Raw genomic sequence first — 25,840 nt, forward strand, 5'->3', positions numbered from 1 at the left:
GTCGGTGTCGGTGTCGGTGTCGGTGGTGTGGCTGGTGTGGGTGTGGCGGGAGTAGAGGAGCAGCCATGGCAACCATGGCTGTGCTCCTCTTGCTACGACGGCTTACTTGTCGAAGAAGCCATCAAACAGGGGCGAGGTCAGATAACGCTCACCGGAGTCAGGCAGGATTACCACAATTTTCTTGTCTTTAAACGCGTCTTCAGCGGCCAGGCGCAAGGCTGCGACCATGGCGGCACCACAGGAAATACCGGCCAGAATCCCTTCTCCCGACATCAGTTTGTGGGCCATGGCCATGGCTTCGTCATTATCGACGGCTTCAACCCGGTCGAGGATATCCAGGTCCAGATTGCCTGGAATAAAGTTGGCGCCAATTCCCTGGATTTTATGTGGGCCAGGGGTCAGGTCTTCCCCTTTCAGCTTCTGGGCAATAATGGCAGAAGCCGAAGGTTCCACCGCTACCGAGGTAATGGCTTTCTGGCTTTTGAGGTAGCGGGAGATACCGGAAATGGTACCGCCAGTACCAACACCCGCCACCACAACATCCACTTCACCATCGGTGTCACGCCAGATTTCCGGGCCGGTGGTTTGTTCATGAATCGCCGGGTTGGCCGGGTTATTGAACTGTTGAAGCATGATGCGGTTTTCTGGTGCTTCGGCCAGCAGTTCGGCAGCCTTGTCGACGGCACCTTGCATCCCTTTTGGACCTTCGGTCAGTACCAGATTGGCACCCAGTGCCATCATGACTTTGCGACGTTCCATGCTCATGGTTTCCGGCATGGTCAGCGTGACCTTGTAGCCCCGGGCAGCACCGACATAAGCCAGTGCAATCCCGGTATTACCACTGGTTGGCTCAACGATTTCCATACCGGGTTTCAGAGTGCCGTCTTTTTCGGCTTGCCAGATCATGTTGGCACCAATACGACATTTGACGGACTGGGCCGGGTTGCGGCTTTCCAGTTTGGCGTATACGTGCGGGTGATCGGTCAGGGTACGAATACGTACCAACGGGGTGTTACCGATCGATTGACTGACATCTTCAAACACATTCATTGCATAAGCTCCTTGTTCATTCAGTAGCGGTGACCGCAGCATAGGTGCCGATGGGTTTGTCTGGCAATGGCTGTTCGCGGTTTTGACGCGCAGTTCTGCTGCTGTACCGTGACCAGGTCTGTCCGTCAGACATGGGAAACGTTCATTTTACCGGTCTTCCCGGTGATGGCCTGGGTAATGGTGTGGGTGATTAGTCAGAGGCGTTTGGTGGGCGATGAGACAGGTATTCCAGCGTGTCATCCTTGTCGAGCCACAATTCATGTACCCATTGCTGAAAGCGGTTACGGAAGTCGATGTCGTTCTGGTAGTCACCGCTGGACAGTCCGGCCGGGATGGGGATCTGGCGGATAATGACCTGGCAGCGTCGCATCTTGCCACTGAGAAACGACCAGAATGTGGGTACGCCATCAGGATAATGAATGGTGACATCAATCAGAGAATGGAAATTGTCTCCCATAATATTCATGGCAAACGCCATGCCGCCAGCGCGAGGTTGCAGCAGGTGGCGGTAGGGTGAGCGTTGTTGTTGCTGTTTGTCCGGGCAAAAACGGGTGCCTTCAAGAAAATTCATCACGCTGGTGGGAAGGTGCTGGAATTTTTCGCAGGAGCGGCGCGTGGTTTCCAGGTCCTGACCGCGTTTTTCTGGATGGCGGGCCAGATAAGCTTTGCTGTAGCGTTTCATGAATGGAAAATCGAGGGCCCACCAGACGACTCCCATAATCGGTACCCAGATCAGCTCTTGCTTGAGAAAAAACTTGAGCAGCGGAATACGGCCGTTCAAACAATGTTGTAGCACCAGGATATCTACCCAACTCTGGTGATTGCTGACAACAAAGTACCAGCCATCAGAATCGAGCTGTGATGGCCGTTCTATGTGCCAGTCCATTGCCTGGGTCAGTTTCATCCAAAGGGAGTTGCCAGAAATCCAGCGGTTGGCACAGCCATCGATCAGGGGGCTGATCACGGATCGCAGTGCCGGAATGGGCAGCAGCAATTTCAGCAGGGCCAGGACGATCAATAAGGGTGCCCAAAACAGGGTATTGATGATCAGCAACAGGCTGGCAGCCAGTCCGGTCAGAAGTGCGGTCATATGATATGAGCTTTTTTCGCTATCGTTATGGAAAGTCGGAATTCAATATCGAGCTGCATAAAACCCTACCGGTTTGTGTGGGTCAAGCCAGGAAAGTGGCTTCCGGTGCCGGTAACAACTCATTGCCAGTCAATGAGTCAGGTTATTCAGGATAAGTTTGAGAAGGGTCTCAGCACTTTGGCGTGAATTGTCCGATTGTCTACTGAAATCGAATTTCAGGCCATAGAGAAAGTCACGTCCTTGAGGGGATTTTTGAATCACCTCTGCGGTTACTTGCTGCAAGCTGTGGTGGCGGTTGCCCAGCGAGATCAGCAGGTGTTGTCCGATGCGAAGTTTCAGGGGCGACAGAATCGATACGCCTCCCAGGGTGATTTCCAGTGCCATGGCATGATGGGGGGCTTGCCATTGACCCAGCCAGCTACGCTGATACAGCTCCAGCTTGAGTGGAGCTGCATCATAGCGTTGACTGAAATGACGTTCAGTCACACTCACATCAGTCTTCCTGTGTGTTGGCCTTGAGGTCGGTCTGGACATCCGGGTCGAGCTGATCAATCTTGTTAAAGCTGATCATGCTGCGGATTTCCTTGATGTACTCGTGGCCGCGTTCGGAATAGCCTTCCAGACCACCGGCCAGATTGATGCCGGTCGGATAACCCTGGGTCGCCATTTCGGTATTACGCAAATCGCGCAATTTCTGATAGGTCGGATGGCTGTTCAGGTTGCGGATATAGCTTTCGACGGATTCCAGCGGATCATCAAATTTGGCCACTTCATGACCAGCGCCATCATTACGCTGGCTCGGCACAATGCCGCAGCCTTTGGAGAAACACCATTGGCCAAAAAAGTTATTACCCTGACGAGCAAAACGAGAGGTGCCCCAGGCGCTCTCATTGGCCCCTTGTGCCAGTACCAGTGACGGTGGAATAACCTGGACGCGTTTTAGCAGGCTGGCTTTCTGGTCGCTGGTCGACAGTGTGTCGTCGACCCGGTATTTCTCAACCAGAGCGCTGATAGCCGGGCTTGCAGCGCTGTTACCATCCCATTGTTTGATGATGTCTCGTTCTTTGAGGACGTTGGCATTGGCGTGCTTGACCAGCTTCAGCATGTAGCCAAAAAAGGCTTCTTTTTTCTGTTTGACGTCGGTGTAGCTGGCAAAGTCAGGCAAGGTAACCGTGCCGGTATGTTCTGGCTCAGCCGGTGACTGAACGGCCTTGACGGTTTGCGGAGCGACTTCGACCGTTGGCATTTCGGATTCTGGCGCCGCTTCGGATGCCGCTGACTCGGGCTGTGCTTCCGGTGTTGGTGCCGGTTCTTGTGGCTGTGTTTGTTCTTGTGCTTGCTCTTGCGGCTGTACTGGCTCTGGTGCAGCCGGCTCAGCGGATTGGTCACAGCCCGTCAGTACCAGTGCCACCGTGGTGGCCAGTACACTCAGTGGCAGTAAAGGCAGAGAGGTCCGTGAAGTCGTTGGTCGCGACATGTGTTGCTCCTTGGTCACAATGATTGGTTTGCAGTGTATATGAGGATGGGGTTTGACCTCAAAAAATAACCGATGGATCAGGCTTTCTGATTCGGCACAGTAACGGTAGTGCTCATTTCTGCTATTTTTATGTCGCAGTGTGTCTGGTTTGTCCTTTATGGTGACTCATTGTCAGTATTGATTCACAGCCCCCGGTGTCTCTGAATATGAATAAATCCCTGACTGTTTTGATCGCCTCTGCCAGCCCGTCTGATCAGACCCTGCTGGCGTCTGTATTGCCCGCTACCAGTGATGTGATGTCTTTGAACTCACTGGCGCAGCTGGAAGCGTGTTTGTTGCAATTTGGGCGTTACCCCTCGTTGTTGATTCTGGCGATGGATCTGCCGGGACTGGACTTCGCTGCTTTTATGGCACAGCGGGCCGAAGACCCCTTGTACCGGTATATGGAAGTGGTCGCGGTAGGCGCAGCGAGTGTTGATCAGGAAATTATGGCGCTGGATGCTGGTGCTGCACTTTATCTCAAGCAACCGTTACAGGTACCGCTGGTAGCCGCCCGGCTGGGCGTACTGGAGCGACAGTATCAGCGTATACGGCAGCTGAAAGCCCTGTCCATGACTGATGGGTTAACCGGAATTGCCAATCGGCGGCGGTTTGATGAGTTTTTGCTGGCGGAGTGGCGTCGGGCGCAACGACAGCAAAGTAATCTGGCGGTGATGATGGTGGATGTGGATGCCTTCAAGGCGTTTAACGATCGATACGGCCATGTACAAGGGGATGAGGCCTTGTGTCAGGTGGCCAGGGCACTGAACGACAGTGTCAATCGTTCCCACGACCTGGTTGCCCGCTACGGTGGTGAAGAATTTTCTATTGTACTGCCGTTGATCGAGCCGGAAGGGGTCGCGATTGTTGCGCAGCGAATGCTGGCAGCGGTGGCTGCCTTACGGCTGGAGAATAAAGGATCACCCGCAGGGCCATGGCTCAGTATCAGTATTGGCAGTGGCTGGTTTCAACCCATGATGAGTGATCCGGTTACCATGGCCATTGAGGTCGCTGACAAGGCTTTGTACCAGGCCAAAAACACTGGTCGTGCCCGCCATCAGGCAGCTGCGTTACCCCGCTAGTCTGCCACTTGATGGCGAGCCGCGATCAGTTCTGACCGTCGGTTTTGGTGAAGTGGCGCAGGTAACGTTGGTTGATGTTGTCGCGGCTCAGCAAAATCAGGGCATCGGCGACATTAAAGTCTTTATCCAGACAGGGTTCGCCACAAACCTTGACACCAATACGCAAATACGCCTTTAACAGCGGTGGCACCAGCCTGGCACCATCCATCTCAACGTCGATGCTGGGCATATGGACGCGGGGTTCGGCGCGGGCATCGGCTGCCGAGAAATGCTTGTCTCGCAGGTAATTGATGATGGCGATGGCACGTGCATAACCGTCATTAAGTGAGATACTGGCACAGCCCATCAGGTAATCAATCTGGTGAGCCGACATAAACTGGGCAATCCCTGACCATAACAAGCCAATCACCGCACCGCTGCGAAAATCAGGATCAACACAGGTACGGCCAATTTCCATATAACGGTAACCGGGTTTGACGATGTTGCTGAGGTCAAATTCGGTGGCGGAGTAGAACCCGCCCGCCTGCTCTGCCAACTCGTTGGTGAGGATACGACTGTAACCCACCACCCGGTCGTTATTGACATCTTTCACAATCAGGTGCAGGCAAATATCGTCAAAATGGTCACGGTCGATACCCGCTTCACCACTATCGATATTGGCTCCCATTCCTTCGGCAAACACTCGGTAGCGCAGCGCCAGTGCCTGACGGATTTCAGCGGGGTCCTGGGTAACTCGGGCCACGAGGGGGGAGTCGCTGCTGATGGCTATCTGGGAGGCAGTGGCTTGCTGCATAGTGACACCTGATGGTTGAGTTAATCCGGCCAAATTTACGGCTTGGGTATGACATTTGGGTGACATATCCGACATTCGTTCCAAGGGGTGTGATGGTATTGGGAGTCATGCCATTCGTGAATCATTTATGACAAAAATATTTCAAAATTGAGACGCCTTAGAGGTCGGACAGAGGCAACGGAGGCGTTATACACGACGGAATCGGCGTATGGGTCAGAATGCAGACTTTGAAGGAGTAACGAGGCCGGAGTTCCTTGGCAGGCGCGGAATATCAGCCAGAGGGGCTTACCAGTCAGCCAGACGAGTCCGTAACCAAAGGCCTGGCAAGGTGCTCAGCCCTTGATCGGCAAAACGGACGGCGCCGTTTTTATCGATAACGTAATAACTGGGATATCCTTGAATATTCAACTTTTTGGCCGTTGCCGGATCACCCAGCAGCGTGGTGCCGGCGTAACCAACGGATTGGACCATATCGGTCACTTCTGACTTTTGGCGCCAATCCAGAGCGATGGCAATAATACGAATATTGTCGCTTTCGACCCATGGCAGGGTCGGCATACTGACTCGGCAAACACTGCACCAGGGCGCAAACAAATACACCAGCGTGGTCTGGGGTGGCTGGGTGGTATCCGGGAACGGTACGGGTTGCCCGTGCAGGTCAGACAGGTAAATGTCGGGGAACGGGGTATTCCGGTCGAGCAGGTGACGGCCGAGCCATTGGCTGAGCAAGGTCATCACCACTACCATCAATAACAGTTCCAGCCCCCAGCGTTGCCACCGGGGCCTGGCCTGATAGTTTTGTCGCCAGCGGGATTCAGATCGCTTTGGAGAAGCGTTGTTGCTCATGTTGGTAAATATACTCGTCAAATGCCATGCAGGCATTACGCACCAATAGCTGGCCTTTGTCACGAATGGATACACCATCGGCGCTAATACTGACCAGACCATCGTTCACCATGGGCTCCAGGCGTTGCAGCGAAGACAGCAGATAATCATGGCTGTTAATGTTGAATTCGGCGTCGATGGCGCTGAAGTCGACCCGCAGGTGACAGAGTAATTCGCTGATAACCCGACGGCGGATCTGGTCATCGCGGGTGACCTGGCAGCATTTGCTGGATGGCAGTTGCTGGTTGTCGAGGGCGGCGCAGTAGTCATCCATACGTACCTGGTTTTGCAGGTAATAATCGCCAATCTGACTGATGGAAGAGACGCCAAAACCCAGCAGGTCGCAGTCACCATGAGTGGTGTAACCCTGGAAGTTGCGGTGCAAGCTACCATTGGCCTGAGCCAGTGCCAGCTCGTCATTCGGGCGGGCAAAGTGATCCATACCGATATAGTGATAGCCAGCGGCAGTCAGGCGCTGGATGCAGTGCCCGAGAATGGTCAGCTTTTCCTGAGCGGATGGCAGGTCGTCGGCATTGATGCGACGCTGTGGTTTGAAGCGTTCAGGCAAATGAGCGTAATTGAACACGGACAAACGATCCGGGTTTAACTCGATCATGGTGTCCAGCGTCTGGTCAAAGCTGTCACGGGTTTGGTGTGGCAGACCATAGATCAGATCAATATTGATGGAGCGGAAACCCAGTGCCCGTGCTTCCGACATAACCGACCGGATCATGGCTTCAGGCTGCAGGCGGTTAACCGCTTGCTGGACGTCGGGCTGTAAATCCTGCACCCCATAACTGAGGCGATTAAAGCCCAGTTGGCGCAACAGCGTCAGGGTACCGGGGCGCAGTTCGCGCGGGTCGATCTCGATGGAATAGTCCGCGTCTTCAGCATCACTGAACTCGAATGTGTCGCGCAGGAAAGTCACCAGATCCTGCAGTTGCTCATCACTGAGAAAGGTGGGCGTGCCACCGCCCAGATGCAGCTGTTCGACAGGGGCCAGGCGACCGTTATTCGCGCTGGCCAGCAGCGCATGTTTACGGCGGATTTCTGCCTTGAGATAGTCGAGGTAAGGGGCTGCCCGGCTCATGTCCTTGGTCACAATCTTGTTGCAACCACAGTAGTAGCAAACGTGACGACAGAAGGGGATATGCAGGTACAGGGACAGCGGCCGCTGTGGATCACGCCTGGCATAGGCTTCACGTTCGAGAGTGTCGTTTTCGAGCGGCAAGAACTCCACAGCCGTCGGATAGGAGGTATAGCGTGGCCCCGGGCGATTGTAGCGCTGGATCAGCAGGGGATCCCAGGAGACGGTGTGATTCATGCTGAAGTTACCTCGTGATGGCTGGCGGTCTGCAGGGAGGGTGGTCATCGGGTGTGTGACTGGCTGGCAAGCACCGGTGTGGCATGCTGTCGCATCATCAGCCCAACAGCCTGACCCAAGGCAGTGCAGTAAACTGTTACATGAACGAATGATAAATAAGTTGGCAAGCGCTTGAATTGCCTTGTATCAATAGAAGAACGGAGTCAGGTCGTTATGCTTGCCGGAGCATCTGTTTCATCGCTGCCCCGCCTAGCCATGCAGAGTCAGATTAATGGCCCCAAGCATGCCAATACGACGTTTCGCTAGTTAGCCTGACTTGATTTGATGTTGGTAGTCGTTAACCTGATGTGTTTGGTACTCGGGTATAAGCTTGAACCCGCCCGTCCTTTTTATAGTAACGACCAGGAGTCGTCATGCCCAAGAAGCCATTTTCAGCGGAAGAAATCGCTCATCAACGTGAGCGCATTATGGATAGTGCTGCTTCCATCATGGCCGATGTCGGTTTTCATTATCTCTCCATGCGTAAATTGGCGGCTGAGTTAGGGATGACAGCCAGCAATATTTATAACTACTTCCCCAGTAAGGAATCCTTGCTGCTGCATATCCGTCGCCGGGGTTTTGAAATGCTGTTCCAGAATACACGACTGGCGCTGATGGATAGCCAGGATGCAGTGGATTCGCTGCATCGTCTGGCCCATCAACTGACCTGTTTCGCCAGAGACTATGCTGGTTATTACCAGCTGATGTTTCAGCCGCCACGGATTCGTCCGGGTTCGACAGGGGACGACGATGGAGGTGTCACCCGGCAGCTGGCGCGGCTACTGGACGAATGGCAACACCAGGCCCAGATGTTATTGACGGACGCCATTGACGGCCTGGCACAACGGACGGACGTCGAGCGTCAGCGAGTGACGCTGTACTTCCTGACAGCGATTCATGGTTTGGTCGACTGTTATCAATATCAGGCCCTGCCACAGCTGCTGGAAGGGGTGGATCTGATCCCGGAAGATATGGTGCGAACCCATACCGACTGGCTGGTGGAAGCGGTCAAGGTGCGGGTTGTTGATCTCGTCTGAGGCTTGGCCTTACCGGAGCAATGGCAGCTTTATTGCTTGGTGCACAACGTAGAAGAACTGGCAAAATACGGTCAGCCCTGCCAGCAAGAGCAGCGCGGCAGGGCGAAGACCGTATTAACGCAAGCATGAAAAGCATGATAAAACCTGGCTGAAGTCAGGTTTTTCTACAAGCTGGCTGTGTAACTAAAGGAGCGTTGTGGTGGAGTTGAGACATGTTGCAAACAAGGTTATTCATGGGTTAGAGGTCAGAACCGATAACGCAGCGGAAATGAGTCCTGATAAAGGTAAAATTCCTGCTTTATGGCAAGCATTTGATGAAGCTGTGCCAGTCGATTATAAAAATGGTGAAAGAGTATACGGTGTATATTCCGATTATGAGTCTGACCATACTGGAGAATTTACGGTGCTTGCCGGTTTTGATGGTCAATCACTGCCGCCTGATGTGAATTTAAAGCAGAGAGTTATTCCAGCGGCCAAATATTTAGTGTTTTCTCACAAGGGAAATATGCCTCAAATAGCTATTGATGCATGGACGGAAATTTGGGAATATTTTTCCAACCCTGATTCTGAATATAAAAGGGTTTATTCAACTGACTTTGAATATTACCCCAGTGCCGATGCAATTGAAGTTCATATAGCCGTGCTATAGCTGTATAGTTGGCACGGGTGTTTGTTGTTCTGTATTAATCATTGTCAGAGCCAGCTGTCGTCGGTTATCTGACGGTCTGGCTTACAGGCAGCAAAACCTGAAATACAGAATTAACAAGCGATTGTGGGTTAAAACGGGCAATCGGAAATAAACAACAGAGAACGAGCAGGTGGCGGGAAAGACTACCTGAAATCAGGTTTTTCTACAGGCTCGTTATGAATGTCTGTACTTTTGGTGATCAGGAATTTATTTTGTTCAAACTTTATTACTACCCAAACAATGCGAGCCTGGCTCCTCATTTTTTACTTCATCACTTAAAAGCAGATTATGAGTTGTTGTTGGTCGATAAGACGTCAAATGCTCAAAAATCTGAAGATTATCTCAGGCTCAACCCTGTAGGGCGAATTCCGACTCTGGTTGTTAATGAGCAGCCCGTTTTTGAAAGTCCGGCCATTTGCATTCACATCTGTGAATTACACCCTGAATCAGATTTGATGCCATCTCCAGGTGATCCGAACCGCCCCTTGTTTTATCAGTGGCTCGCGTTTCTTAATAATACGCTGCAAGCTGAACTTATGGTTCACTATTATCCTCATCGCCATACCAATGATGAAGCTACCATTCCAAATGTTGTAGCGGCCCAGGGCGACAGGGTTGCAGACGCCTTATCCATTATCAACGACCAGCTAGAGGGCAATGAATACTTGCTTGGTGGGACGCTAACAGCATGTGATTATTTTTTGTTTATGCTTGCGGAATGGTCGTTGCCACTGGAAAAATCCCCTCTTGAATTTGAGCATCTGGCTGCTTATTTAAAGCGTCTTTGCTCAAATCCAACTATTAAGGCGGTTTGCGATATTGAAGGTATAGACCTCAAACCCTTTGGGTCGTACTCATAACAATCAATTTAAGGAAGCTCTGAAAAAGCCCATCGATTGCCTGTCTTTATGCCAAACCAGCAATCTGAAACAACCCGATACAGCCCATAATTCCCAGTAAATTGGCAACCCTGATCTGCAATGTTCATCACCATGGCGCCGCTTTTCAGCAGGTGCCAGGTTGTGAACATTCGCGGCGGTGGGTCAGGCTCATAGCTTCATCAACGCCAATGGGCATCTTCATCCCGGACTTTAATTTGTTGCCGTTCTTCGTTTGGTGCCTTTCTTGCGATAGATCAGTTCTGAGGCATCACGCTTTTCCTGCCCGGGTTCCATACCTCTAACCTGAGTGATGCCGGGTGCCTGCGTCGGGAGAGATCCTCCATCCTGATGGCTACTGCGTTTGGCAAAGTAGGAGGTGATATTGCTCCAGGTCTGGCGTGCGTCTCATGAACGAAGCAAATTGGTCGAAGGACCCATCCGGGTCAAGCCACAGTCCACAGGGTTTTTGTATATAATGCGCCCGCTTTTATGCGCAATGGCAATTTCCGGGGTTTGAATGGCAAATCGTTATACCGATAACAGTGTGTCCCTGAGTGCGAGTGAGTTGTACTGCGAGCGTGATGACCGGGTGTTATTCGAGCGTTTGAACCTGACCGTCAAGAATGGTGACTTGCTGCAACTGGCGGGGCCAAACGGTGCCGGGAAAACCACCCTGTTACGATTGCTGGCCGGACTGAACCGGGATTTTGACGGCGATCTGCTCTGGCATGGCGAGCCATTGACCCAGGTGTTTGCCGATTACGCCAGCCAGCGCTTGTATCTCGGCCATCTGGCGGCGCTCAAGCGTGCGCTGACACCGCTGGAAAATCTGCGCTGGCTGGTCAGTCCATGGATGTCCACGGAATCCGCGTCGGTGATTACCGATGATGATCTGTGGCAAGCACTGGAAGATGTTGAGCTGGGCGGTTATGAAGAAACGCCCTGTAATCAGCTTTCGGCCGGGCAGCAGCGCCGTGTCGGTTTGTCGCGGTTGGCGATTGTGCCCGCGCCGCTATGGATTCTGGATGAACCCTTTACCGCTCTGGATGTTGCTGGGGTGGCCTGGTTGGAAGCCCGCATTCAACAGCATGTTGCCCGCAACGGTGCGGTCATTATTACCAGTCACCATGCGTTGCAGAATATTCCGTCACTCAAGCGTCTGGATCTGGGTGAACTGGCCTTGGGCGGAGGACTCTTATGAGCCTGGTGATGGCAACGATCAAGCGGGATCTGCTGTTGGCTGGGCGTAATCCTGGCGAGTGGCTTAATCCGTTGATGTTTTTTCTGATGGTGGTGGCGATGTTCCCACTGGCGGTGGACCCGGACCCTGAATTCTTGTCCCGGATCGCTGGTGGGGTGATCTGGGTCGGTGCTTTATTGGCGACGCTGTTGTCACTGGATGCGTTATACAAAGCTGATGTTGAAGACGGCACATTGGAACAATGGCTGGCATCGGGGGAATCTCTCTATATGCTGGCGCTGGCCAAGGCCCTGGTGCATTGGCTTTGCAGCGGTTTGCCTCTGACGTTAATGGCCCCGGTGCTGGGATTAATGATGGCGCTGCCTGATGACGCTTACATCGGTATGTTACTGAGCCTGGCAGTCGGAACGCCGATTCTGAGCCTGCTGGGATCTGTGGGGGCGGCGTTGACGGCCGGGGTGCGCAGTGGTGGATTGCTATTGAGTCTATTGATTTTACCTATGTATGTACCGGTGTTGATCTTTGCTGCCAGTGCGGTTTATCACGCCGGACTGGGGATGGCATACAATGGCCAGATCGGTTTTCTGGGCGCCATGTTGGCGCTGTCTGTGTGTTTGACGCCCTTCGCTTCGGCAGCGGCACTGAAACTGAATTTATCGCGCTAGGCGCACGTTTTTGATCGGGGATTTTATGTGGCAGTGGATTGTACGGCTGTATCACCGCCTGGGTTCGCCCAAATGGTTTTATGAACTGACATCAAAATGGATCTTTTGGTTGGCTTTGCTGTCTGTGGTGGGCTGCGTGGTTGGGCTGGTGCTTGGCTTGCTGTATGCACCGGCTGATTATCAGCAAGGCAACAGCTTTCGCATTATTTATATTCATGTGCCAGCGGCGTTGGTGGCCCAGAGTGCGTTCATCATGATGGCGGTTGCCGGCGCGGTGTTCCTGATCTGGAAAATGAAAATGGCGGCCTGGGTGGCGCGGGCGATTGCGCCGATTGGTGCCAGTTTTTGCCTGATTGCCCTGTTGACCGGCGCGATCTGGGGCAAACCGACCTGGGGGACCTGGTGGGTATGGGATGCACGTCTGACTTCGATGTTGTTGCTGCTGTTCCTGTATTTTGGCGTGATGGCATTACAGCGGGCGATTGAGTCGGAAGAGGCCAGCCACAAGGGCGCGGCGATTCTGGCGCTGGTTGGGCTGGTGAATATTCCCATCATCAAGTATTCGGTGGAGTGGTGGAATACCTTGCACCAGCCAGCGACCTTGAAGTTGACAGAAAAACCGAGCATGCACCCGGATATGTTATTGCCGTTGCTGATCATGATTCTGACAACGTATGTACTGTTTGCCTTGCTGGTGATTTTACGCACCCGTAATGAAATTCTCTGGCATGAACGCAAGCGCAGCTGGGTTCAGGCGTTGCCGGAAATGCTGGGTGGAGGTCGCTAATGGAATTTCACAGTGTCGGCGAATTTCTCGCCATGGGACGTCATGGTTTGTATGTATGGCTGTCTTACGGCCTGAGTGCGCTGGTAATTATTGCCAATCTGGTGCTGCCAATGTTGCAGCGCCGTCGTTTGATTCGGGAACAAGGGCAACGTGTACGCCGTGATCGTCGCGGACAAGCGGCCGCTGACCGAACCGTAGTTAACGAGGAGAAAAACTGACATGCATCCACAACGGAAGAAACGGCTGAAGCTGATTCTGTTTTTGGTGATCGGCTTTGGCGTTGCGGTGGGGCTGTTGATGTATTCCCTTAGCCAGAACATCAACCTGTTCCAGACTCCGACCCAGATTGCCAATGGTGAAGTGCCGGTAGGGCGCACCATTCGTGCCGGTGGTCTGGTGGTTGACGGTAGCGTACAGCGCGATGAAGAAGGGCTGGCGGTTACGTTCCAGGTCACGGATGGTGCCGCCACGGTGCCGATTCATTACGAAGGTATCCTGCCCGACCTGTTCCGTGAGGGACAGGGTATTGTGGCACTGGGCAAGCTGGATGAGCATGGCGTGATACAGGCATCCGAAGTATTGGCCAAGCACGATGAAAACTACATGCCACCGGAAGTGCAGGATGCTCTGGAGCAGGCACACGAAGATGGCAAACAGGCCATGCAGGGTGCATCGGCAACATCGAGCAGTTACTCAATTTCCGAATCGATCAAAAATGACGGAGCCTATTAATGTTGACCGAAGCTTACGGCGCCTTGTCGTCGATTCCGGAGTTTGGCCAACTGGCGCTGATCATGGCGTTTGTGGTGGCGGTATTCCAAACCGTCGTGCCGTTGTGGGGGGTACATCGCAATAATACGCTGATGATGGCCTACGCCCGGCCACTGGCGGCAGCCCAGGCGCTGTTTTTGCTGATCAGTCTGGTGGTGTTGGCCTGGTGTTTTGTGGTGGATGATTTCTCGGTGACTTATGTCGCTACCAACAGTAATAGCGCCTTGCCGACGCCGTTTAAAATCAGCGCGGTGTGGGGTGCCCACGAAGGCTCGTTATTACTGTGGGTGGCTTTATTGGGTTGCTGGGGCGTAGCGGTTGCCTTGTTCAGTCGTTCGTTGCCGCTGGATATGCTGGCGCGGGTGCTGGGTATTATGGGGCTGATCTCGACCGGTTTTATTCTGTTTACGCTGGAAACCTCCAATCCGTTTGCCCGCACCTTGCCCTCGGTACCGTCAGAAGGCGGTGATTTGAATCCGCTGCTGCAGGATTTTGGTTTGATCGTGCATCCACCAACCTTGTATATGGGTTACGTTGGCCTGTCCGTGGTGTTTTCGTTCGCTGTGGCGGCGTTGTTGGGTGGGCGTCTGGATGCCGCCTGGGCACGCTGGTCTCGTCCATGGACAACAGCTGCGTGGATTTTTCTGACCATCGGTATCGCCTTGGGCAGTTGGTGGGCTTATTACGAACTGGGCTGGGGCGGCTGGTGGTTCTGGGACCCTGTTGAAAATGCGTCACTGATGCCCTGGCTGGTGGCGACTGCGTTGATGCACTCGCTGGCGGTGACAGAAAAACGCGGCCTGTTCAAAAGCTGGACCGTGTTACTGGCGATCATTGCGTTCTCCCTCAGTCTGCTGGGAACCTTCCTGGTACGTTCCGGCGTACTGACTTCTGTACATGCGTTTGCTTCTGACCCGGAACGAGGGGTGTTTGTACTGGCATTGCTGGGTATCTGCGTGGGTGGCTCGCTGCTGATTTATGCACTCAAGGCGCCCACGGTGGCATCGGTTGGGCGTTACGACTGGTTATCCCGCGAAAGCTTTTTGCTGATGAACAATCTGCTGTTGCTGGTGGCGGCCTTTGCCATTCTGCTGGGCACCCTGTACCCGTTGCTGATTGATTTCCTTGGCATGGGCAAGATCTCCGTCGGAGCGAGTTGGTTTAACGTGATGTTTGTACCGGTGAGCGTCATGTTGACACTGATTATCGGTATCGGTGCGGTATCGCGCTGGAAGACGGATCAGACCAAGCGTCTGGGGCGGGAACTGGGCCTGGCGGCAGTGGCCGCTCCTGTGCTGGGTATCGCCACCCCCTTGATTGTTTCTGGGGAGCTGAATGGCCAGGTTATCCTGGGGATCGGTATTGCCAGCTGGTTGATACTGGCCAGCCTGCTGGATGTCTGGAAAAAATGCCGGGGCCAGTTGCAGCGGATTCCATCGTTGAGTCTCAGTTTTAACGGCATGATTCTGGCGCACATCGGTGTTGCCGTGACGGTGGTCGGTGTGACCATGGTGGCCAACTACAGCCAGGAAGAGTCAGTCCGGATGTCGGTTGGTGACAGTCATACGCTGGGGGATTACCGCTTTGAATTTGTCGAGGCGGGGCAGATTCGCGGCCCTAACTACCACGCCGATGCCATCCGTTTCCGGGTCTACGACAACGACCGGCTAATCGGCGAGCTGATGCCGGAAAAACGCCGCTACACGGCGCGGGGTTCGGTCATGACCGAAGCCGCCATCGATGTCACGCTGTTCCGTGACCTGTACGTATCCATGGGTGAGCCACTGGAAAACGGTGCCTGGGGGATGAGGATTCAGGTCAAACCCTTTATGCGCTGGGTCTGGCTGGGAACCATCTTTATGGCGCTGGGCGGGCTGATGGCCATGTTTGATAAACGTTATCGCCAACCACGGCGGTCGGCACCTTCTCCATCTGCAATCGCGGAGGCAACTGCATGAACCGGTTTATTCTGTTTGTCCCTCTGGTTGGCTTTACCATCTTGGCGGGGCTGTTTTTTCTCACCATTGACCGTAAAGACAAGGATGTTTTGCCTTCGCCGCTGGTCGGGCAACCATTTCCGGAATTTGAAATGGTATCGCTGGAAACCGGAGAAGTGGTAACCCGCGATGACTTGCTGGGCAAACGTGCGCTGGTGAATGTCTGGGCTACCTGGTGCCCGACCTGTAAAGCAGAGCATTCTTTCCTTAATTTGCTGGCTGCGGAAGGCATACGCATTTACGGCATCAACTATAAAGACGAAGAGCGCAAGGCGATTCAATGGCTGGCGTCCTACGGCAATCCTTATCGCTGGAACCTGTCGGATACCAATGGCCAGTTGGGCCTGGAACTGGGGGTTTATGGCGCACCGGAGACATTTTTACTGGACAGTCGCGGGATTATTCGTGGTCGACACGTCGGTGATTTGAATGCCCGGGTCTGGTCGACTCTTGAACCTGAATTTGAGAGCTTGCCATGATGCGTTATGAATATCGCCACTGGCTGGCCGGCTTGCTGCTGCTGTTGGGAGCGGTCTCTGCCCACGCGGTGGTGAATGGCTATAAATACCCGTTTGATGATCCTGATGATATTGCCCGTTTTCAGCATCTGGCAGAAGAGCTGCGCTGTCCCAAGTGCCAGAACCAGAACCTGGCGGATTCCAATGCCCCAGTGGCCGGAGACATGCGTGACAAGGTTTATGAGCTGATGAATAACGGCCAGACGGATGAGCAGATTATAGATTATCTGGTCGCCCGTTACGGCGATTTTGTCCATTACAAACCTCCGGTGAGAGCAGAGACCTATGTACTCTGGTTTGGCCCCTTGCTGGCCTTTTTGCTGGGGCTGCTGATCTTGCGACAAATGCGGCGTAATCAGAAAGCTGCTCCGGCTCCATTGACGGCAGAAGAACGTCAGCAACTGGAACAATTAAAAGCCGCAGTCTCGGCGGATTCATCGAACGACCAAAAGGCGAATAACTCATGATCTGGATGTTGTTGATCCTGCTGCTGCCCCTGGTGGCCTTGCTGTATCGCCCCGTGTGGTTCAGACCGGAAACCAATCAGCAGAGTGAAGAAAATCTGCGCCTGTACCAGGAACGTACCGATGAGCTGAAATCCAGCGAGCTGAACGATGCCGAACAGGCTGCCTTGCAGCTGGAGCTGGACCGTGAATTTCTGGCCAGCGCCGACGGGCATACCAGTCGTGCCGACAAGACCTCTGGCAGCTGGATCATGCTGGGAGGCATGGTTGTGGTGGCCTTGCTGGCGTCGGTCATGCTGTACAGCATCTGGGGGGCGGATAATGCCCTGCGAGCCAGTGCTTTGCTGAACAAGGGCGAACAGGTTGAGCTGACCATGCCGGAGCGCCAGCAGTTGATGCAGCGCCTGGCGGCAGAAGCGGACCATGATCCGGATAATCTGGAGTGGGCTTATCTGAACGCCCGCTTGCTTAACGCCAGCGGTGAATATCAACAGGCCGTGGATGCCTTTGGCGAGATTCTGGAAGCCTTGCCAGAGGACGCTGTCAGTGATCGTGCTGCGACCCTGACATTGATGGCCGAGGCAAAGTTCTTTGCTGCCGACCAACAAGCCGACGAAGCGACCTATGCCTTGCTGGATGAAGCCTTGTCGCTTAATCCCCAAAGCCGTCAGGCTCTGGGCATGGCAGGTATTCTGGCGTTTGAGCTGGGCAAGCATGAGCGGGCGATCAATCACTGGAAAGCCTTGTGGCAGGGATTGCCAGAAGGGCCGGAATCCCAGGTACTGGCACAAGGTATACGTCGGGCTGCAGAACAGTTGGCGACACAGGATATTATCGTCGATCTGGCTTGGCTGGAGCGGGTTGGGCTGACAGTGGCGGTTGATATCAGTGCTGAAGCCAGAGCGGCGGTCAAGCCGGATGATCTGGTGTTTGTGCTGGCGCGGGCGGTGACTGGCCCTCCTTTACCTCTGGCGGTACAACGTTTGACGGTGGCGGATTTGCCCACACAAGTGACCCTGACCGATGCCCAGGCCATGGCTCCGGGTATGACGATCAGTGATTTTGAACAGCTGACATTGATTGCGCGGGTGTCCCGTACCGGACAACCGACTGCTCAGCCAGGAGATTGGCAGGATGAGCGCTCACCGGTGGATCATCGTGACAGTGAAGTCCAGATGTTGACCATCAAAACCCAGGTGAACTGACTGGGTGTCAGCAGAGCCGGTCAGTCTGATCGGCTCTGCTGTTTTTTCTGACTACCTGTTTCTCTTTCTAGTTACTTACTTACTCTTACTATTCTTGCTGCACTTTCTGACAAGTGCTTCCTCTGGCTGTTTCCGGCGTGTAATGCTGTTGTAATACCAGTGGGGTTATGGCTGCAATGCCAGCTTCAGCTCGCGGCTATCCGGTTCTAGTGTTTGCACACTGACCCGGACAGTCTGACCAATGGCCAGCGTTTGTTCGCCGTTGCTGTGTGACAGGGTTTTGCTGTCGAATGCCCAGTTGCCCTTCACTTTACGACGATCAATCTGTCCTTCCACCCCGGAGTCTTCAAAACGCACCATGATGTTATTGGCAGTCGCGTATTGAATGACCGCATCAAACTGGGCATCGGCCGGAAACGTTTTTAACCATTGTAGCTTGAGCCAGGATTCCGTCTGATTGGCGGCCACCCGTGCCTTGGCTTGCTTGTCCTGAATCGCACTCAGTAAAGGAGCGTCGACGGCAGGGACGGGTTGCTCTGTCAGAATCGCAGCAATCATACGGTGTACCAACAGATCGTTGTATTTGCGCAACGGTGACGTCATGGTGGTGTAGCGGGGGAAGCCCAGGCCCATATGCGGCTTGTCTTCGGTGGTCAGATTACTGCGCTCAAGCTGGCGACTGATGATCTGCTTGATATTCAGGCCATCATCACCGCCTGCCGCTTGTTTCATCAGGCTGACGTAGTCTTCCAGCGATTTGATTTTGGGTTTCTTTTCCAGCCCCAACTGTTCCTTGAGCAGGGTGGTGACATCTCCGATACGTTCGGTACGAATACCGGCGTGCTCAATAAAAATACCGCTGTTATGTTGCTGCAGCCAATCGGCGCACAGGCGATTACAGACCAGCATGCATTCTTCGACCAGACGTTGGGCGTCGTTACGTTCCTGACGCACGATGTCTTTGACCTTGCCGTTTTCGTCCAGTATCAGGCGATAGTCTGGGCGGTCTTCCATCACCAGACAGGCGTTTTTGCGTTGGCTGGCCAGTGCCTGGGCACAATCTTTCAAGGCATCCAATGACGGCTGCAGAGCGGCATCGATATCACCGAGGCTGCCATCCGCCATAAATTCACCGACTTGCTGGTAAGACAGCTTGGCCTGGCTGGACACCAGCGCCTGAGACAAGCGGGTCAGGGTGGAGGCACCAGCCTGATCAACCGCGACTTCGGCCACCAGAGCAAGGCGTTTGACGCCAGGTTGCAGTGAGCAGAGTTGTTCGGACAATGCTGCCGGCAACATCGGAATCACCAGATGGGCGAAATAGGCCGAGGTCGCACGATCGCGTGCCATCAGGTCAAGAGGAGTACCCGGCTGAATAACCGCTGCCGGATCAGCAATGGCAATGTGCAGGGTCCAGCCGGTATCGGTAACGGTCGCACAGAGGGCATCGTCAAGATCGCGGGTGCTGGCGGAGTCGATCGTGACCAGCGGCAGTTCTGTCAGGTCGGCGCGATCGGTGCTGAGGGCATCAATGCCGGCGGCTGCCAGCTCATGAGCCTGTTGCAGTTCGGTTTCGCTGAACTCAGTGGCCAGATTCCATTTCTGACACATGTAGCGAGCTTCGATACCGGCATCCTGGCTGCTGCCAATCACGGTATCAATTTCTGCTTGAGCCCGGCCTGCGGGGTAAGGGTGCTGTGACAGATGCGCCTTGACCAACATGCCTTCTTCGGCATTCTGGCGAGCTTTGGGTGGTACAAAAATCCATCGGTTCAGTGCCTGGTGATCGGGCTGGATAAAGTGGCCTTTACCCTTGATCACATAAGTCCCACAAAAGTCGCTCAGCTCTGTGCTGATCAGGCTTTCGATAATGGCTTGCGTCTTTTTGGTATCCACTTCCTCAACACGAAAAGCAACCCTGTCGCCTGGAAGCACCTTTTCCATCTCTTCCGGTGACATGTAGAACTGCTGGTTATCGTCCGTGACTACGAAGCCGAAGCGTCCGCCAGTCGCTCGAACCTTTCCCTCAAATCTGGGAACACTGTCGTGTATTTCCTGTTTGAGAGATTGCAGTTGTGACAACGAATTCTTATCTAGCATTCCGATCTGGCCCCGGCCGGTAAAAAAGGCCGTTGAGTTTAATGGACGCGTGCCGTGCAGGCCAGCACGGAAAACTCATGCCGCCAGTAGTTCTTGATAAAGATTTACCTCAGGAGGCTTTCTGTCTTAAGTTCTTAACAAATATTTACGATTATGGCCTTTTAAGTCATTGATGGGGCAATTACGCCCTCTCGTTATGTTGAGGTCCAAGTATGTCACGTACTCCCGATTTGAGCCGTCGTCGCTTTTTGCAATCTGTGGCTGGCACGGCCAGCGCGGTGAGTGTACCCGCTGTAATTACCGGCTGTTTTGCCGATGATGACGACGACGATGATTCCAGCCGCAACCTGACCGTATTTGTCTTTGGCCACGGCGTGGCGTCGGGCGATCCTTTGGTGGATGCCGTGATTATCTGGACCCGGGTAACGCCGGACGAACTCGCGGATGCCGACGCGGAAGCCGAAGTGGGTTATGTCGTGGCGACTGACGCTGCCATGACCGATGTGGTGGCATCCGGCACTGTGTATACCGATGCTTCCCGTGACTATACGGTTAAAGTGGACGTAACAGGGTTGTCGGCAGGCACTGGCTATTATTATCAATTTGCTGGCAAGGATGGTGAAACCTCAACCATCGGTCAGACCAAAACCCTGCCGGAAGGCAGTGTCGACAGCGTCAAACTGGCGGTGTGTTCCTGTTCCAACTTTCCGGCCGGCCTGTTTAACGTTTATCGGGAAATCGCCAACAGCGATGCCGATGCCGTGATCCATCTGGGTGATTACCTGTACGAATACGGCTCCAACGAATACCCCACTGAAGATGCCGAAGGCCGCCAACCGGAGCCAACGGCAGAAATCACCACATTGGCACAATATCGCCAGCGTTACGCGCAATACCATGTGGATGCCAACCTGCAGGCTGCCCATGCCGCCAAGCCGTTTATTTGCGTCTGGGATGATCATGAGTTGGCCAACGACACCTATATCGACGGTGCCGAGAATCATGATGAAACGACCGAAGGCTCATTCAGTGAGCGTCGTGATGCTGCCGAGCAGGCCTATCATGAATGGTTGCCGATTCGTACCGGTTCCGATAACGCCCATATCTATCGGGCGTTTGATTTTGGCGATCTGGTACGCCTGCACATGCTGGATACCCGTATTCTGGCCCGTAGCAAGCAACTGGATTATACCGATTACGTCACTTCTACCGGGCTGGATACCACAGCGTTCATGACGGACATGTCAGACACTTCCCGTACCTTGCTGGGGGATGAACAAACAGTCTGGTTTGGCAACAGCCTGGCTACCTCGGGTGCCACCTGGGATGTATTGGGTCAGCAGGTTTTGATGGGGAAAATGTACATCCCGGCAGATATCTTGCTGGCGATGAGCTCACTGACAACCGTTGAAGACCAGTTGGCACTGGCGACCATGCTGGAAACCTATGCCACCGCCAAATACATGCAAAGTCTGGGGATGGATATTGATGACGACGTCGCCACCGCATTGGCCACCACAGCACCGTATAATCTGGATGCCTGGGATGGTTACGACGTTGCGCGTCAAACGCTGTATGCCCAGATCAGCGGCCAGTCCCGTGATGTGAATCTGGTGACACTGGCGGGTGATACCCACAATGCCTGGGCCAGCCAGCTGACTCAGTCAGGCACCACGATTGGTGTCGAATTTGCCACACCATCGGTGACTTCGCCAGGGCTGGAGTTGTATGCCGGATTTGGTTCGGATGAGGCTTTGCAGGCTAAATTTGAGTCGGCGATTACTACCTTGATTGATGACCTTGAGTATCTGAATGCCGGTCAGCGGGGCTTTATGCTGGTGACCTTTACCGCAGAAAAGGCCAGCTGTGACTGGGTGTTTGTTGATACTATCGCCAGCTCAAGCTACAACGTAACCACAGGTAAACGTATGCAGGTGCTGGCTGGTTCAGAACTGACGCTGGAGAGTGTTGATGATCTGGGCTAGTTTGGGCCAGATAGCGACCTGGTGATAAAACCAAACCCCTGATACCGCCCGGTATCAGGGGTTTTTTATGGCTGGCAGGTTGGCAGGGAGTGATACAGCAGGGAAGTGGCGTAAGGATCGTTGGGCCCGGTTTCCGGTTCGGTGGGGTAACAGTGTCGGCCCAGATAGTGAAATGCCGGGTGCTGGATATCGGGCTGTCGTGATTCTGCCAGCCAGACCTGCTGGCTGATCGCTATGAACTTATCCAGCAAGCCATGGTTATGCTGGTCGTACAGCAGGTCGGCGGCCAGTACCAGGTCGACCTGGCCGAGCTGGCCGAGCTGGAGAAAGTCGCTGCATAACGCCAGTTCGGTCTGCTGTTGTGCCCGCGGATTTAACGCCATATTGGCGCGACAGGCGATCAGGGCCTGTGGATCGAGGTCGCAGGCAATCACCTGCTTGGCTCCCGCATAGGCGGCAGCAATGGCCACCAAGCCGGAACCACAACCAATATCAAGTACGGTTTTGCCCTTAACCATGGCTGGATGATCCAGCAGATAACGGGCCATCGCCAGACCGCCAGGCCAACACACCGCCCAATAGGCCGGGTGTGCGGCAATACGTAATTGTTCGTCGGCAGCAAACGGCCGATTGATACATTCTGGTGCTGCCAGCCAGAGTTGCAGCTCTGGACAGGCACTCAGGGTTTGGCGACAAACATAGGCATCTGGCAACATTTGCTGTAGCTGCCGGTTGAGTTCCGGGTGGCTGTTATTCACGGCGGTGGTTGATCTGCTCTGCTGGTTGGTGTGCTGCTGATTGTACTGCACGGGTTTGAGTGCCGTTACCCAGGGTAAAACAGGCGTCGACTGTGGCAACCCGATATCCGGCGGCGCTCAGCTGCTGGCCAGCGTCTGTATTGGCGTAGTGATACAGCACCAGCTGACGGCGCAAGGCCTCGGGGTATTCTTTTGCCAGATCATCGAGACCGGTATGGGATGGATTGGATGTCAGGCCACAATCGTGAAATACCACTTCATTGCCGCTTAACTGGTGATTGAGAACTTCAGGGATGGGCCGGGTGTCGCCACTGTAAAAAAACTGTCCGGGCAGGTGCAACGCAAAGGATGAGCCGGGAGCGTGATGCCGGGTCGGATAACAGTGGAAGGTCATGCCGGCGTATTCAAACCGGTCGCTGACTGGTAATAACTGGAACGACTGCCAGAAGTTATGGCCACCTTCGGCCATCGTGCCCGGATACGTTGCCAGCCGCTGATGCAGTACCGGAATGACACTGAGAGGCACAAACAGCGGAATGGGGGCGACCTGTTGCAGCTTCGCCCGTACCGTCAATATTTCCAGATCGGCAATATGATCCATATGCGCATGGGTCATGAAAATAGCTGTCGGCAAGGCCTGATAGCGCTGCTGGACCTGTGCCAGTGTCCCTGGACCACAGTCGATTAATAACAAGGGTTGGCCCTGATGTTCCAGAGTGGCGGCGGCGCTGCCCAGAGCCAGATGGCCGCCGCTGCCAACGCCGTGAAAACAGAGGGATAGCTGATTCGGATAGGTTGTCATAGGATGCCTGTAGAAAATTCCTCTGCCTGAATACGATTACTGTTACTGGAGACTGATTATGTGGCGTCCAAAACATATGTCCATTCCTTCTGCGGATGAGGCCTTGCCGGGCCGCTCCGAGCCTTTGCCAACCAGCAGTCATCACTTTGTGAATGGTCATGTGATTGCCGGAGAGCGCCCGGCAGGGTTATCAGAGCTGATGGTTGGTATGGGTTGCTTCTGGGGTGCCGAACGGGCGTTCTGGTCGCTGCCCGGGGTGTATTCTACCTCGGTCGGGTATGGTGGCGGTCATACCCCTAATCCGACCTACGACGAAGTCTGCAGCGGTTTGACTGGTCACAATGAGTTGGTGCGTATCTGGTATGACGCGCAGCAACTATCGCTACAACAGCTGTTGACGGTGTTCTGGGAAAGTCATGACCCGTGTCAGGGGATGCGTCAGGGCAATGATATCGGTACCCAGTATCGCTCCGGGATTTATCTGCCCGATGCCGCAGCCCTGACGGTGGCAGAGCAGAGCCGGGAGCAGTATCAGCAATGTCTGACGGCAGCAGGCAAGCCAGAGATTACAACCGAAATTCGGACAGGCATTCGTTATTATATGGCTGAAAGTTATCATCAGCAGTATCTGGCCAAGAACCCCGGCGGTTATTGTGGATTGGGAGGCTGTGGGGTGGCTTTCAAGGGAACTACCGCCTGATTACTTATCTAACTCTCGTTCGAGAGCCTGGTGCCTGGGTGGTGTGAAAACCGTGTCAGCAAGCCGGGTCAGAAAGATGTTTTCTGGCACGGTTTTTCACGGTTAAATGGCGATGATCCAGACTGGTCTGATCTCAGCATGGGTGTGATGAGTGGCCGTGCTGATAGAGCATTTTGGTGGGATATATCGTAAGAATCACGTGTTAGACTGACCGTTAATATTATCAAGGGATGAGCGTTTCGTGCGTGCTATTGCTGTATTTCAGCTGAAAGGCGGGGTGGGGAAAACTACTACCGCCGTTAACCTGGCCGCTCTGGCCGCCAGCAACTCCGTTCGCACTCTGCTTTGGGATCTTGACCCGCAAGGGGCCGCCACCTGGATTCTGGGCGTTGAGACTGATCGCAAGCAAGACAAGGTCTGGAGTGAAGGCAAGCCGATCGGCCGTTATATTTACCCGACGCAGTATGACCGTCTGGACGTTTTGGCTGCGGATATCTCTTTGCGCAAATTTCACCAAAGTGTCGCCGACAAACGTACCGCCAGAGATATCACCAGTGATGCTATCGATATGTTGGGAGAAGATTACGAGCTGGTGGTGATTGACTGCCCACCGATACTGTCACCGCAAATTGAAGGGGTGTTACAGGCGGTGGATAAAATTCTGGTGCCGATCGAACCATCGTTACTGTCCATTCGGGCCTATGAACAGTCGAAACAGCATCTCAGCTGGGTCAAAAGTAAACAATGGCTGCCATTTGTCACCCTGATTGATCGCCGCAAGCGAGCGCATGTGCAATGGGCCTCGGAAGTTGCACCAACCATCAAAGAGTTATTGCCGGTTTTTATCGGTCATTCTGCCAGTGCTGAACGGATGCTGGAATTACGCAGCCCGATTGTCGTCTGCCAGCCTAATGTGCCCTTGGCGCGTAATTACCAGGCTCTGTGGGATGCAGTAAAAGAGCAGCTGGCATTTTAACAGGCACTTTTCCGCTCCAGGCCGTTTGCCAGTATTTGTGGATAAGCGATAAAAACAGCCCAGGCAATGGCGGTGGCATAACTGAGGTTGGTTTTTAATTCGTGGTGGGGATCAATCAGAAACTGTCGCTGCGACGCCAGTCCCCGAATCAGGCTGGCCTGATCAGGATTGAATGCCAGGTACTGATCCCAGATTTGCTGGTGCAGATCGTTATCAATCGGGTACAGAGAAGTGCTGTCGTGGTTATTGAGCGGGCGGCGGCATTGTGCTTGTGCCAGAGCAACCAGTTGCTCTTCTGTGGCAACAGAATAACAACCCATATAGTCCAGCGTTGGATGAATAATACTTCTGAGCTCGTGAGGCGTTAGCATCATTGCTCACCTTCCTGTGTCGGATAATCAGTGTCGGATAAATTGGCAGTATTGAATATCGAAGCAAAAAGAGCGCCATCCCTGTTTTTATTATTATGCCCCCAAAATCGTCATGGTAGCGACGGGTGGCGTGGTCAGGCAGGCATTTGGGGCGA

Annotated in this window: 27 protein-coding genes; 16 read left to right on the forward strand and 11 right to left on the reverse strand. The window is 53.8% G+C overall.

From position 1 onward, the window contains the following. Positions 1-102 precede the first annotated feature (102 nt). The 4 genes from cysK to Q4551_RS09375 all read right to left on the reverse strand — a co-directional run bounded on the left by cysK (position 103) and on the right by Q4551_RS09375 (position 3,617). On the reverse strand, positions 103-1,050 hold the full coding sequence (gene cysK, locus Q4551_RS09360; RefSeq protein WP_303433309.1) for a cysteine synthase A: 948 nt from the start codon (positions 1,048-1,050) through the stop codon (positions 103-105). A 190-nt stretch (positions 1,051-1,240) separates the two neighbouring features. Then, positions 1,241-2,140 carry an acyltransferase gene (locus tag Q4551_RS09365; RefSeq protein ID WP_303433310.1) on the reverse strand — a complete coding sequence of 300 codons (900 nt, stop codon included), beginning with the start codon at positions 2,138-2,140 and terminating at the stop codon, positions 1,241-1,243. A 129-nt stretch (positions 2,141-2,269) separates the two neighbouring features. Continuing rightward, positions 2,270-2,632: a PilZ domain-containing protein gene (locus Q4551_RS09370; protein ID WP_303433311.1), complete on the reverse strand. Its 363-nt coding sequence runs from the start codon at positions 2,630-2,632 to the stop codon at positions 2,270-2,272. Position 2,633: 1 nt separating this feature from the next. Then, positions 2,634-3,617: a glucosaminidase domain-containing protein gene (locus Q4551_RS09375; protein ID WP_303433312.1), complete on the reverse strand. Its 984-nt coding sequence runs from the start codon at positions 3,615-3,617 to the stop codon at positions 2,634-2,636. 206 nt (positions 3,618-3,823) lie between these two features. Here Q4551_RS09375 and Q4551_RS09380 point away from each other — a divergent pair, with 206 nt between their 5' ends. Next, positions 3,824-4,738 (forward strand): diguanylate cyclase, encoded by a 915-nt coding sequence (locus Q4551_RS09380; protein ID WP_303433313.1) that lies wholly within the window; start codon positions 3,824-3,826, stop codon positions 4,736-4,738. A 25-nt stretch (positions 4,739-4,763) separates the two neighbouring features. On the opposite strand, the gene Q4551_RS09385 is transcribed toward Q4551_RS09380, so the two are convergent. The 3 genes from Q4551_RS09385 to hemN all read right to left on the reverse strand — a co-directional run bounded on the left by Q4551_RS09385 (position 4,764) and on the right by hemN (position 7,740). After that, the gene (locus Q4551_RS09385; RefSeq protein ID WP_303433314.1) at positions 4,764-5,531 is read right to left on the reverse strand and encodes a GNAT family N-acetyltransferase; all 768 of its coding nucleotides are present in this window, start codon (positions 5,529-5,531) and stop codon (positions 4,764-4,766) included. Between the two features lie 285 nt (positions 5,532-5,816). After that, positions 5,817-6,377, reverse strand: a complete 561-nt coding sequence (locus Q4551_RS09390) for a TlpA disulfide reductase family protein (RefSeq protein ID WP_303433315.1) — start codon at positions 6,375-6,377, stop codon at positions 5,817-5,819. Next, the gene (gene hemN / locus Q4551_RS09395; RefSeq protein WP_303433316.1) at positions 6,346-7,740 is read right to left on the reverse strand and encodes an oxygen-independent coproporphyrinogen III oxidase; all 1,395 of its coding nucleotides are present in this window, start codon (positions 7,738-7,740) and stop codon (positions 6,346-6,348) included. The genes Q4551_RS09390 and hemN overlap by 32 nt, the downstream gene beginning before the upstream one ends. 413 nt (positions 7,741-8,153) lie before the next feature. Here hemN and Q4551_RS09400 point away from each other — a divergent pair, with 413 nt between their 5' ends. From Q4551_RS09400 to ccmI, 12 genes are all read left to right on the forward strand, one after another. Continuing rightward, positions 8,154-8,816: a TetR/AcrR family transcriptional regulator gene (locus Q4551_RS09400; RefSeq protein WP_303433317.1), complete on the forward strand. Its 663-nt coding sequence runs from the start codon at positions 8,154-8,156 to the stop codon at positions 8,814-8,816. A 196-nt stretch (positions 8,817-9,012) separates the two neighbouring features. After that, a complete protein-coding gene (locus Q4551_RS09405) occupies positions 9,013-9,465 on the forward strand; it encodes a GyrI-like domain-containing protein (RefSeq protein WP_303433318.1) in 453 nt (150 codons plus the stop codon). A 251-nt stretch (positions 9,466-9,716) separates the two neighbouring features. After that, positions 9,717-10,364 (forward strand): glutathione S-transferase family protein, encoded by a 648-nt coding sequence (locus tag Q4551_RS09410; protein ID WP_303433319.1) that lies wholly within the window; start codon positions 9,717-9,719, stop codon positions 10,362-10,364. A 538-nt stretch (positions 10,365-10,902) separates the two neighbouring features. After that, the gene (gene ccmA, locus Q4551_RS09415) at positions 10,903-11,586 is read left to right on the forward strand and encodes a cytochrome c biogenesis heme-transporting ATPase CcmA (protein ID WP_303433320.1); all 684 of its coding nucleotides are present in this window, start codon (positions 10,903-10,905) and stop codon (positions 11,584-11,586) included. Beyond that, positions 11,583-12,251 (forward strand): heme exporter protein CcmB, encoded by a 669-nt coding sequence (gene ccmB / locus Q4551_RS09420; protein ID WP_303433321.1) that lies wholly within the window; start codon positions 11,583-11,585, stop codon positions 12,249-12,251. Before ccmA ends, ccmB begins: the two co-directional genes overlap by 4 nt. 25 nt (positions 12,252-12,276) lie before the next feature. Further along, positions 12,277-13,038 carry a heme ABC transporter permease gene (locus Q4551_RS09425; RefSeq protein WP_303433322.1) on the forward strand — a complete coding sequence of 254 codons (762 nt, stop codon included), beginning with the start codon at positions 12,277-12,279 and terminating at the stop codon, positions 13,036-13,038. Then, the gene (gene ccmD, locus Q4551_RS09430) at positions 13,038-13,256 is read left to right on the forward strand and encodes a heme exporter protein CcmD (protein WP_303433323.1); all 219 of its coding nucleotides are present in this window, start codon (positions 13,038-13,040) and stop codon (positions 13,254-13,256) included. The genes Q4551_RS09425 and ccmD overlap by 1 nt, the downstream gene beginning before the upstream one ends. Before the next feature lies 1 nt (position 13,257). Continuing rightward, a complete protein-coding gene (gene ccmE / locus Q4551_RS09435) occupies positions 13,258-13,770 on the forward strand; it encodes a cytochrome c maturation protein CcmE (RefSeq protein WP_303433324.1) in 513 nt (170 codons plus the stop codon). Then, positions 13,770-15,767 (forward strand): heme lyase CcmF/NrfE family subunit, encoded by a 1,998-nt coding sequence (locus Q4551_RS09440; protein ID WP_303433325.1) that lies wholly within the window; start codon positions 13,770-13,772, stop codon positions 15,765-15,767. The genes ccmE and Q4551_RS09440 overlap by 1 nt, the downstream gene beginning before the upstream one ends. After that, positions 15,764-16,285, forward strand: a complete 522-nt coding sequence (locus Q4551_RS09445) for a DsbE family thiol:disulfide interchange protein (protein ID WP_303433326.1) — start codon at positions 15,764-15,766, stop codon at positions 16,283-16,285. Before Q4551_RS09440 ends, Q4551_RS09445 begins: the two co-directional genes overlap by 4 nt. Next, complete coding sequence (locus Q4551_RS09450) at positions 16,282-16,791, forward strand: cytochrome c-type biogenesis protein (protein ID WP_303433327.1); 510 nt, start codon at positions 16,282-16,284, stop codon at positions 16,789-16,791. Before Q4551_RS09445 ends, Q4551_RS09450 begins: the two co-directional genes overlap by 4 nt. Next, positions 16,788-17,993, forward strand: a complete 1,206-nt coding sequence (ccmI, locus tag Q4551_RS09455; protein WP_303433328.1) for a c-type cytochrome biogenesis protein CcmI — start codon at positions 16,788-16,790, stop codon at positions 17,991-17,993. The genes Q4551_RS09450 and ccmI overlap by 4 nt, the downstream gene beginning before the upstream one ends. 165 nt (positions 17,994-18,158) lie before the next feature. Here the strand turns inward: ccmI and Q4551_RS09460 are convergent, their stop codons facing one another. Then, positions 18,159-20,093, reverse strand: coding sequence for a VacB/RNase II family 3'-5' exoribonuclease (locus Q4551_RS09460; protein WP_303433329.1), 1,935 nt, complete (start codon positions 20,091-20,093; stop codon positions 18,159-18,161). 212 nt (positions 20,094-20,305) lie between these two features. Here Q4551_RS09460 and Q4551_RS09465 point away from each other — a divergent pair, with 212 nt between their 5' ends. Beyond that, positions 20,306-22,078 (forward strand): alkaline phosphatase, encoded by a 1,773-nt coding sequence (locus Q4551_RS09465; protein WP_303433330.1) that lies wholly within the window; start codon positions 20,306-20,308, stop codon positions 22,076-22,078. Between the two features lie 65 nt (positions 22,079-22,143). On the opposite strand, the gene Q4551_RS09470 is transcribed toward Q4551_RS09465, so the two are convergent. Both Q4551_RS09470 and Q4551_RS09475 read right to left on the reverse strand, forming a co-directional pair. Further along, entirely contained in the window at positions 22,144-22,836 is a 693-nt protein-coding gene (locus Q4551_RS09470; RefSeq protein WP_303433331.1) for a methyltransferase, read from the reverse strand. After that, the gene (locus Q4551_RS09475) at positions 22,829-23,638 is read right to left on the reverse strand and encodes an MBL fold metallo-hydrolase (RefSeq protein ID WP_303433332.1); all 810 of its coding nucleotides are present in this window, start codon (positions 23,636-23,638) and stop codon (positions 22,829-22,831) included. Before Q4551_RS09475 ends, Q4551_RS09470 begins: the two co-directional genes overlap by 8 nt. A 58-nt stretch (positions 23,639-23,696) precedes the next feature. Between Q4551_RS09475 and msrA the strand changes: the two genes are divergently transcribed. Then, entirely contained in the window at positions 23,697-24,338 is a 642-nt protein-coding gene (gene msrA / locus Q4551_RS09480) for a peptide-methionine (S)-S-oxide reductase MsrA (protein ID WP_303433333.1), read from the forward strand. A 241-nt stretch (positions 24,339-24,579) separates the two neighbouring features. Further along, positions 24,580-25,314 carry a ParA family protein gene (locus tag Q4551_RS09485; RefSeq protein ID WP_303433334.1) on the forward strand — a complete coding sequence of 245 codons (735 nt, stop codon included), beginning with the start codon at positions 24,580-24,582 and terminating at the stop codon, positions 25,312-25,314. Here Q4551_RS09485 and Q4551_RS09490 read toward each other — a convergent pair. Further along, positions 25,311-25,688: a hypothetical protein gene (locus Q4551_RS09490; RefSeq protein ID WP_303433335.1), complete on the reverse strand. Its 378-nt coding sequence runs from the start codon at positions 25,686-25,688 to the stop codon at positions 25,311-25,313. The two genes, Q4551_RS09485 and Q4551_RS09490, sit on opposite strands and share 4 nt — an antisense overlap. Positions 25,689-25,840: the final 152 nt, after the last annotated feature.

The organism is Oceanobacter sp. 5_MG-2023, from assembly GCF_030548165.1.
GTDB lineage: Bacteria > Pseudomonadota > Gammaproteobacteria > Pseudomonadales > Oceanobacteraceae > Oceanobacter.

What these genes read in the sequence shown, in the direction of transcription:
- cysK (WP_303433309.1), bottom strand. Translation starts at nt 1,050, where the DNA reads ATGAATGTGTTTGAAGATGTCAGTCAATCGATCGGTAACACCCCGTTG.
- Q4551_RS09365 (WP_303433310.1), bottom strand. Translation starts at nt 2,140, where the DNA reads ATGACCGCACTTCTGACCGGACTGGCTGCCAGCCTGTTGCTGATCATC.
- Q4551_RS09375 (WP_303433312.1), bottom strand. Translation starts at nt 3,617, where the DNA reads ATGTCGCGACCAACGACTTCACGGACCTCTCTGCCTTTACTGCCACTG.
- Q4551_RS09380 (WP_303433313.1), top strand. Translation starts at nt 3,824, where the DNA reads ATGAATAAATCCCTGACTGTTTTGATCGCCTCTGCCAGCCCGTCTGAT.
- Q4551_RS09385 (WP_303433314.1), bottom strand. Translation starts at nt 5,531, where the DNA reads ATGCAGCAAGCCACTGCCTCCCAGATAGCCATCAGCAGCGACTCCCCC.
- Q4551_RS09390 (WP_303433315.1), bottom strand. Translation starts at nt 6,377, where the DNA reads ATGAGCAACAACGCTTCTCCAAAGCGATCTGAATCCCGCTGGCGACAA.
- hemN (WP_303433316.1), bottom strand. Translation starts at nt 7,740, where the DNA reads ATGAATCACACCGTCTCCTGGGATCCCCTGCTGATCCAGCGCTACAAT.
- Q4551_RS09400 (WP_303433317.1), top strand. Translation starts at nt 8,154, where the DNA reads ATGCCCAAGAAGCCATTTTCAGCGGAAGAAATCGCTCATCAACGTGAG.
- ccmA (WP_303433320.1), top strand. Translation starts at nt 10,903, where the DNA reads ATGGCAAATCGTTATACCGATAACAGTGTGTCCCTGAGTGCGAGTGAG.
- ccmB (WP_303433321.1), top strand. Translation starts at nt 11,583, where the DNA reads ATGAGCCTGGTGATGGCAACGATCAAGCGGGATCTGCTGTTGGCTGGG.
- Q4551_RS09425 (WP_303433322.1), top strand. Translation starts at nt 12,277, where the DNA reads ATGTGGCAGTGGATTGTACGGCTGTATCACCGCCTGGGTTCGCCCAAA.
- ccmD (WP_303433323.1), top strand. Translation starts at nt 13,038, where the DNA reads ATGGAATTTCACAGTGTCGGCGAATTTCTCGCCATGGGACGTCATGGT.
- ccmE (WP_303433324.1), top strand. Translation starts at nt 13,258, where the DNA reads ATGCATCCACAACGGAAGAAACGGCTGAAGCTGATTCTGTTTTTGGTG.
- Q4551_RS09440 (WP_303433325.1), top strand. Translation starts at nt 13,770, where the DNA reads ATGTTGACCGAAGCTTACGGCGCCTTGTCGTCGATTCCGGAGTTTGGC.
- Q4551_RS09445 (WP_303433326.1), top strand. Translation starts at nt 15,764, where the DNA reads ATGAACCGGTTTATTCTGTTTGTCCCTCTGGTTGGCTTTACCATCTTG.
- Q4551_RS09450 (WP_303433327.1), top strand. Translation starts at nt 16,282, where the DNA reads ATGATGCGTTATGAATATCGCCACTGGCTGGCCGGCTTGCTGCTGCTG.
- ccmI (WP_303433328.1), top strand. Translation starts at nt 16,788, where the DNA reads ATGATCTGGATGTTGTTGATCCTGCTGCTGCCCCTGGTGGCCTTGCTG.
- Q4551_RS09460 (WP_303433329.1), bottom strand. Translation starts at nt 20,093, where the DNA reads ATGCTAGATAAGAATTCGTTGTCACAACTGCAATCTCTCAAACAGGAA.
- Q4551_RS09465 (WP_303433330.1), top strand. Translation starts at nt 20,306, where the DNA reads ATGTCACGTACTCCCGATTTGAGCCGTCGTCGCTTTTTGCAATCTGTG.
- Q4551_RS09475 (WP_303433332.1), bottom strand. Translation starts at nt 23,638, where the DNA reads ATGACAACCTATCCGAATCAGCTATCCCTCTGTTTTCACGGCGTTGGC.
- msrA (WP_303433333.1), top strand. Translation starts at nt 23,697, where the DNA reads ATGTGGCGTCCAAAACATATGTCCATTCCTTCTGCGGATGAGGCCTTG.
- Q4551_RS09490 (WP_303433335.1), bottom strand. Translation starts at nt 25,688, where the DNA reads ATGATGCTAACGCCTCACGAGCTCAGAAGTATTATTCATCCAACGCTG.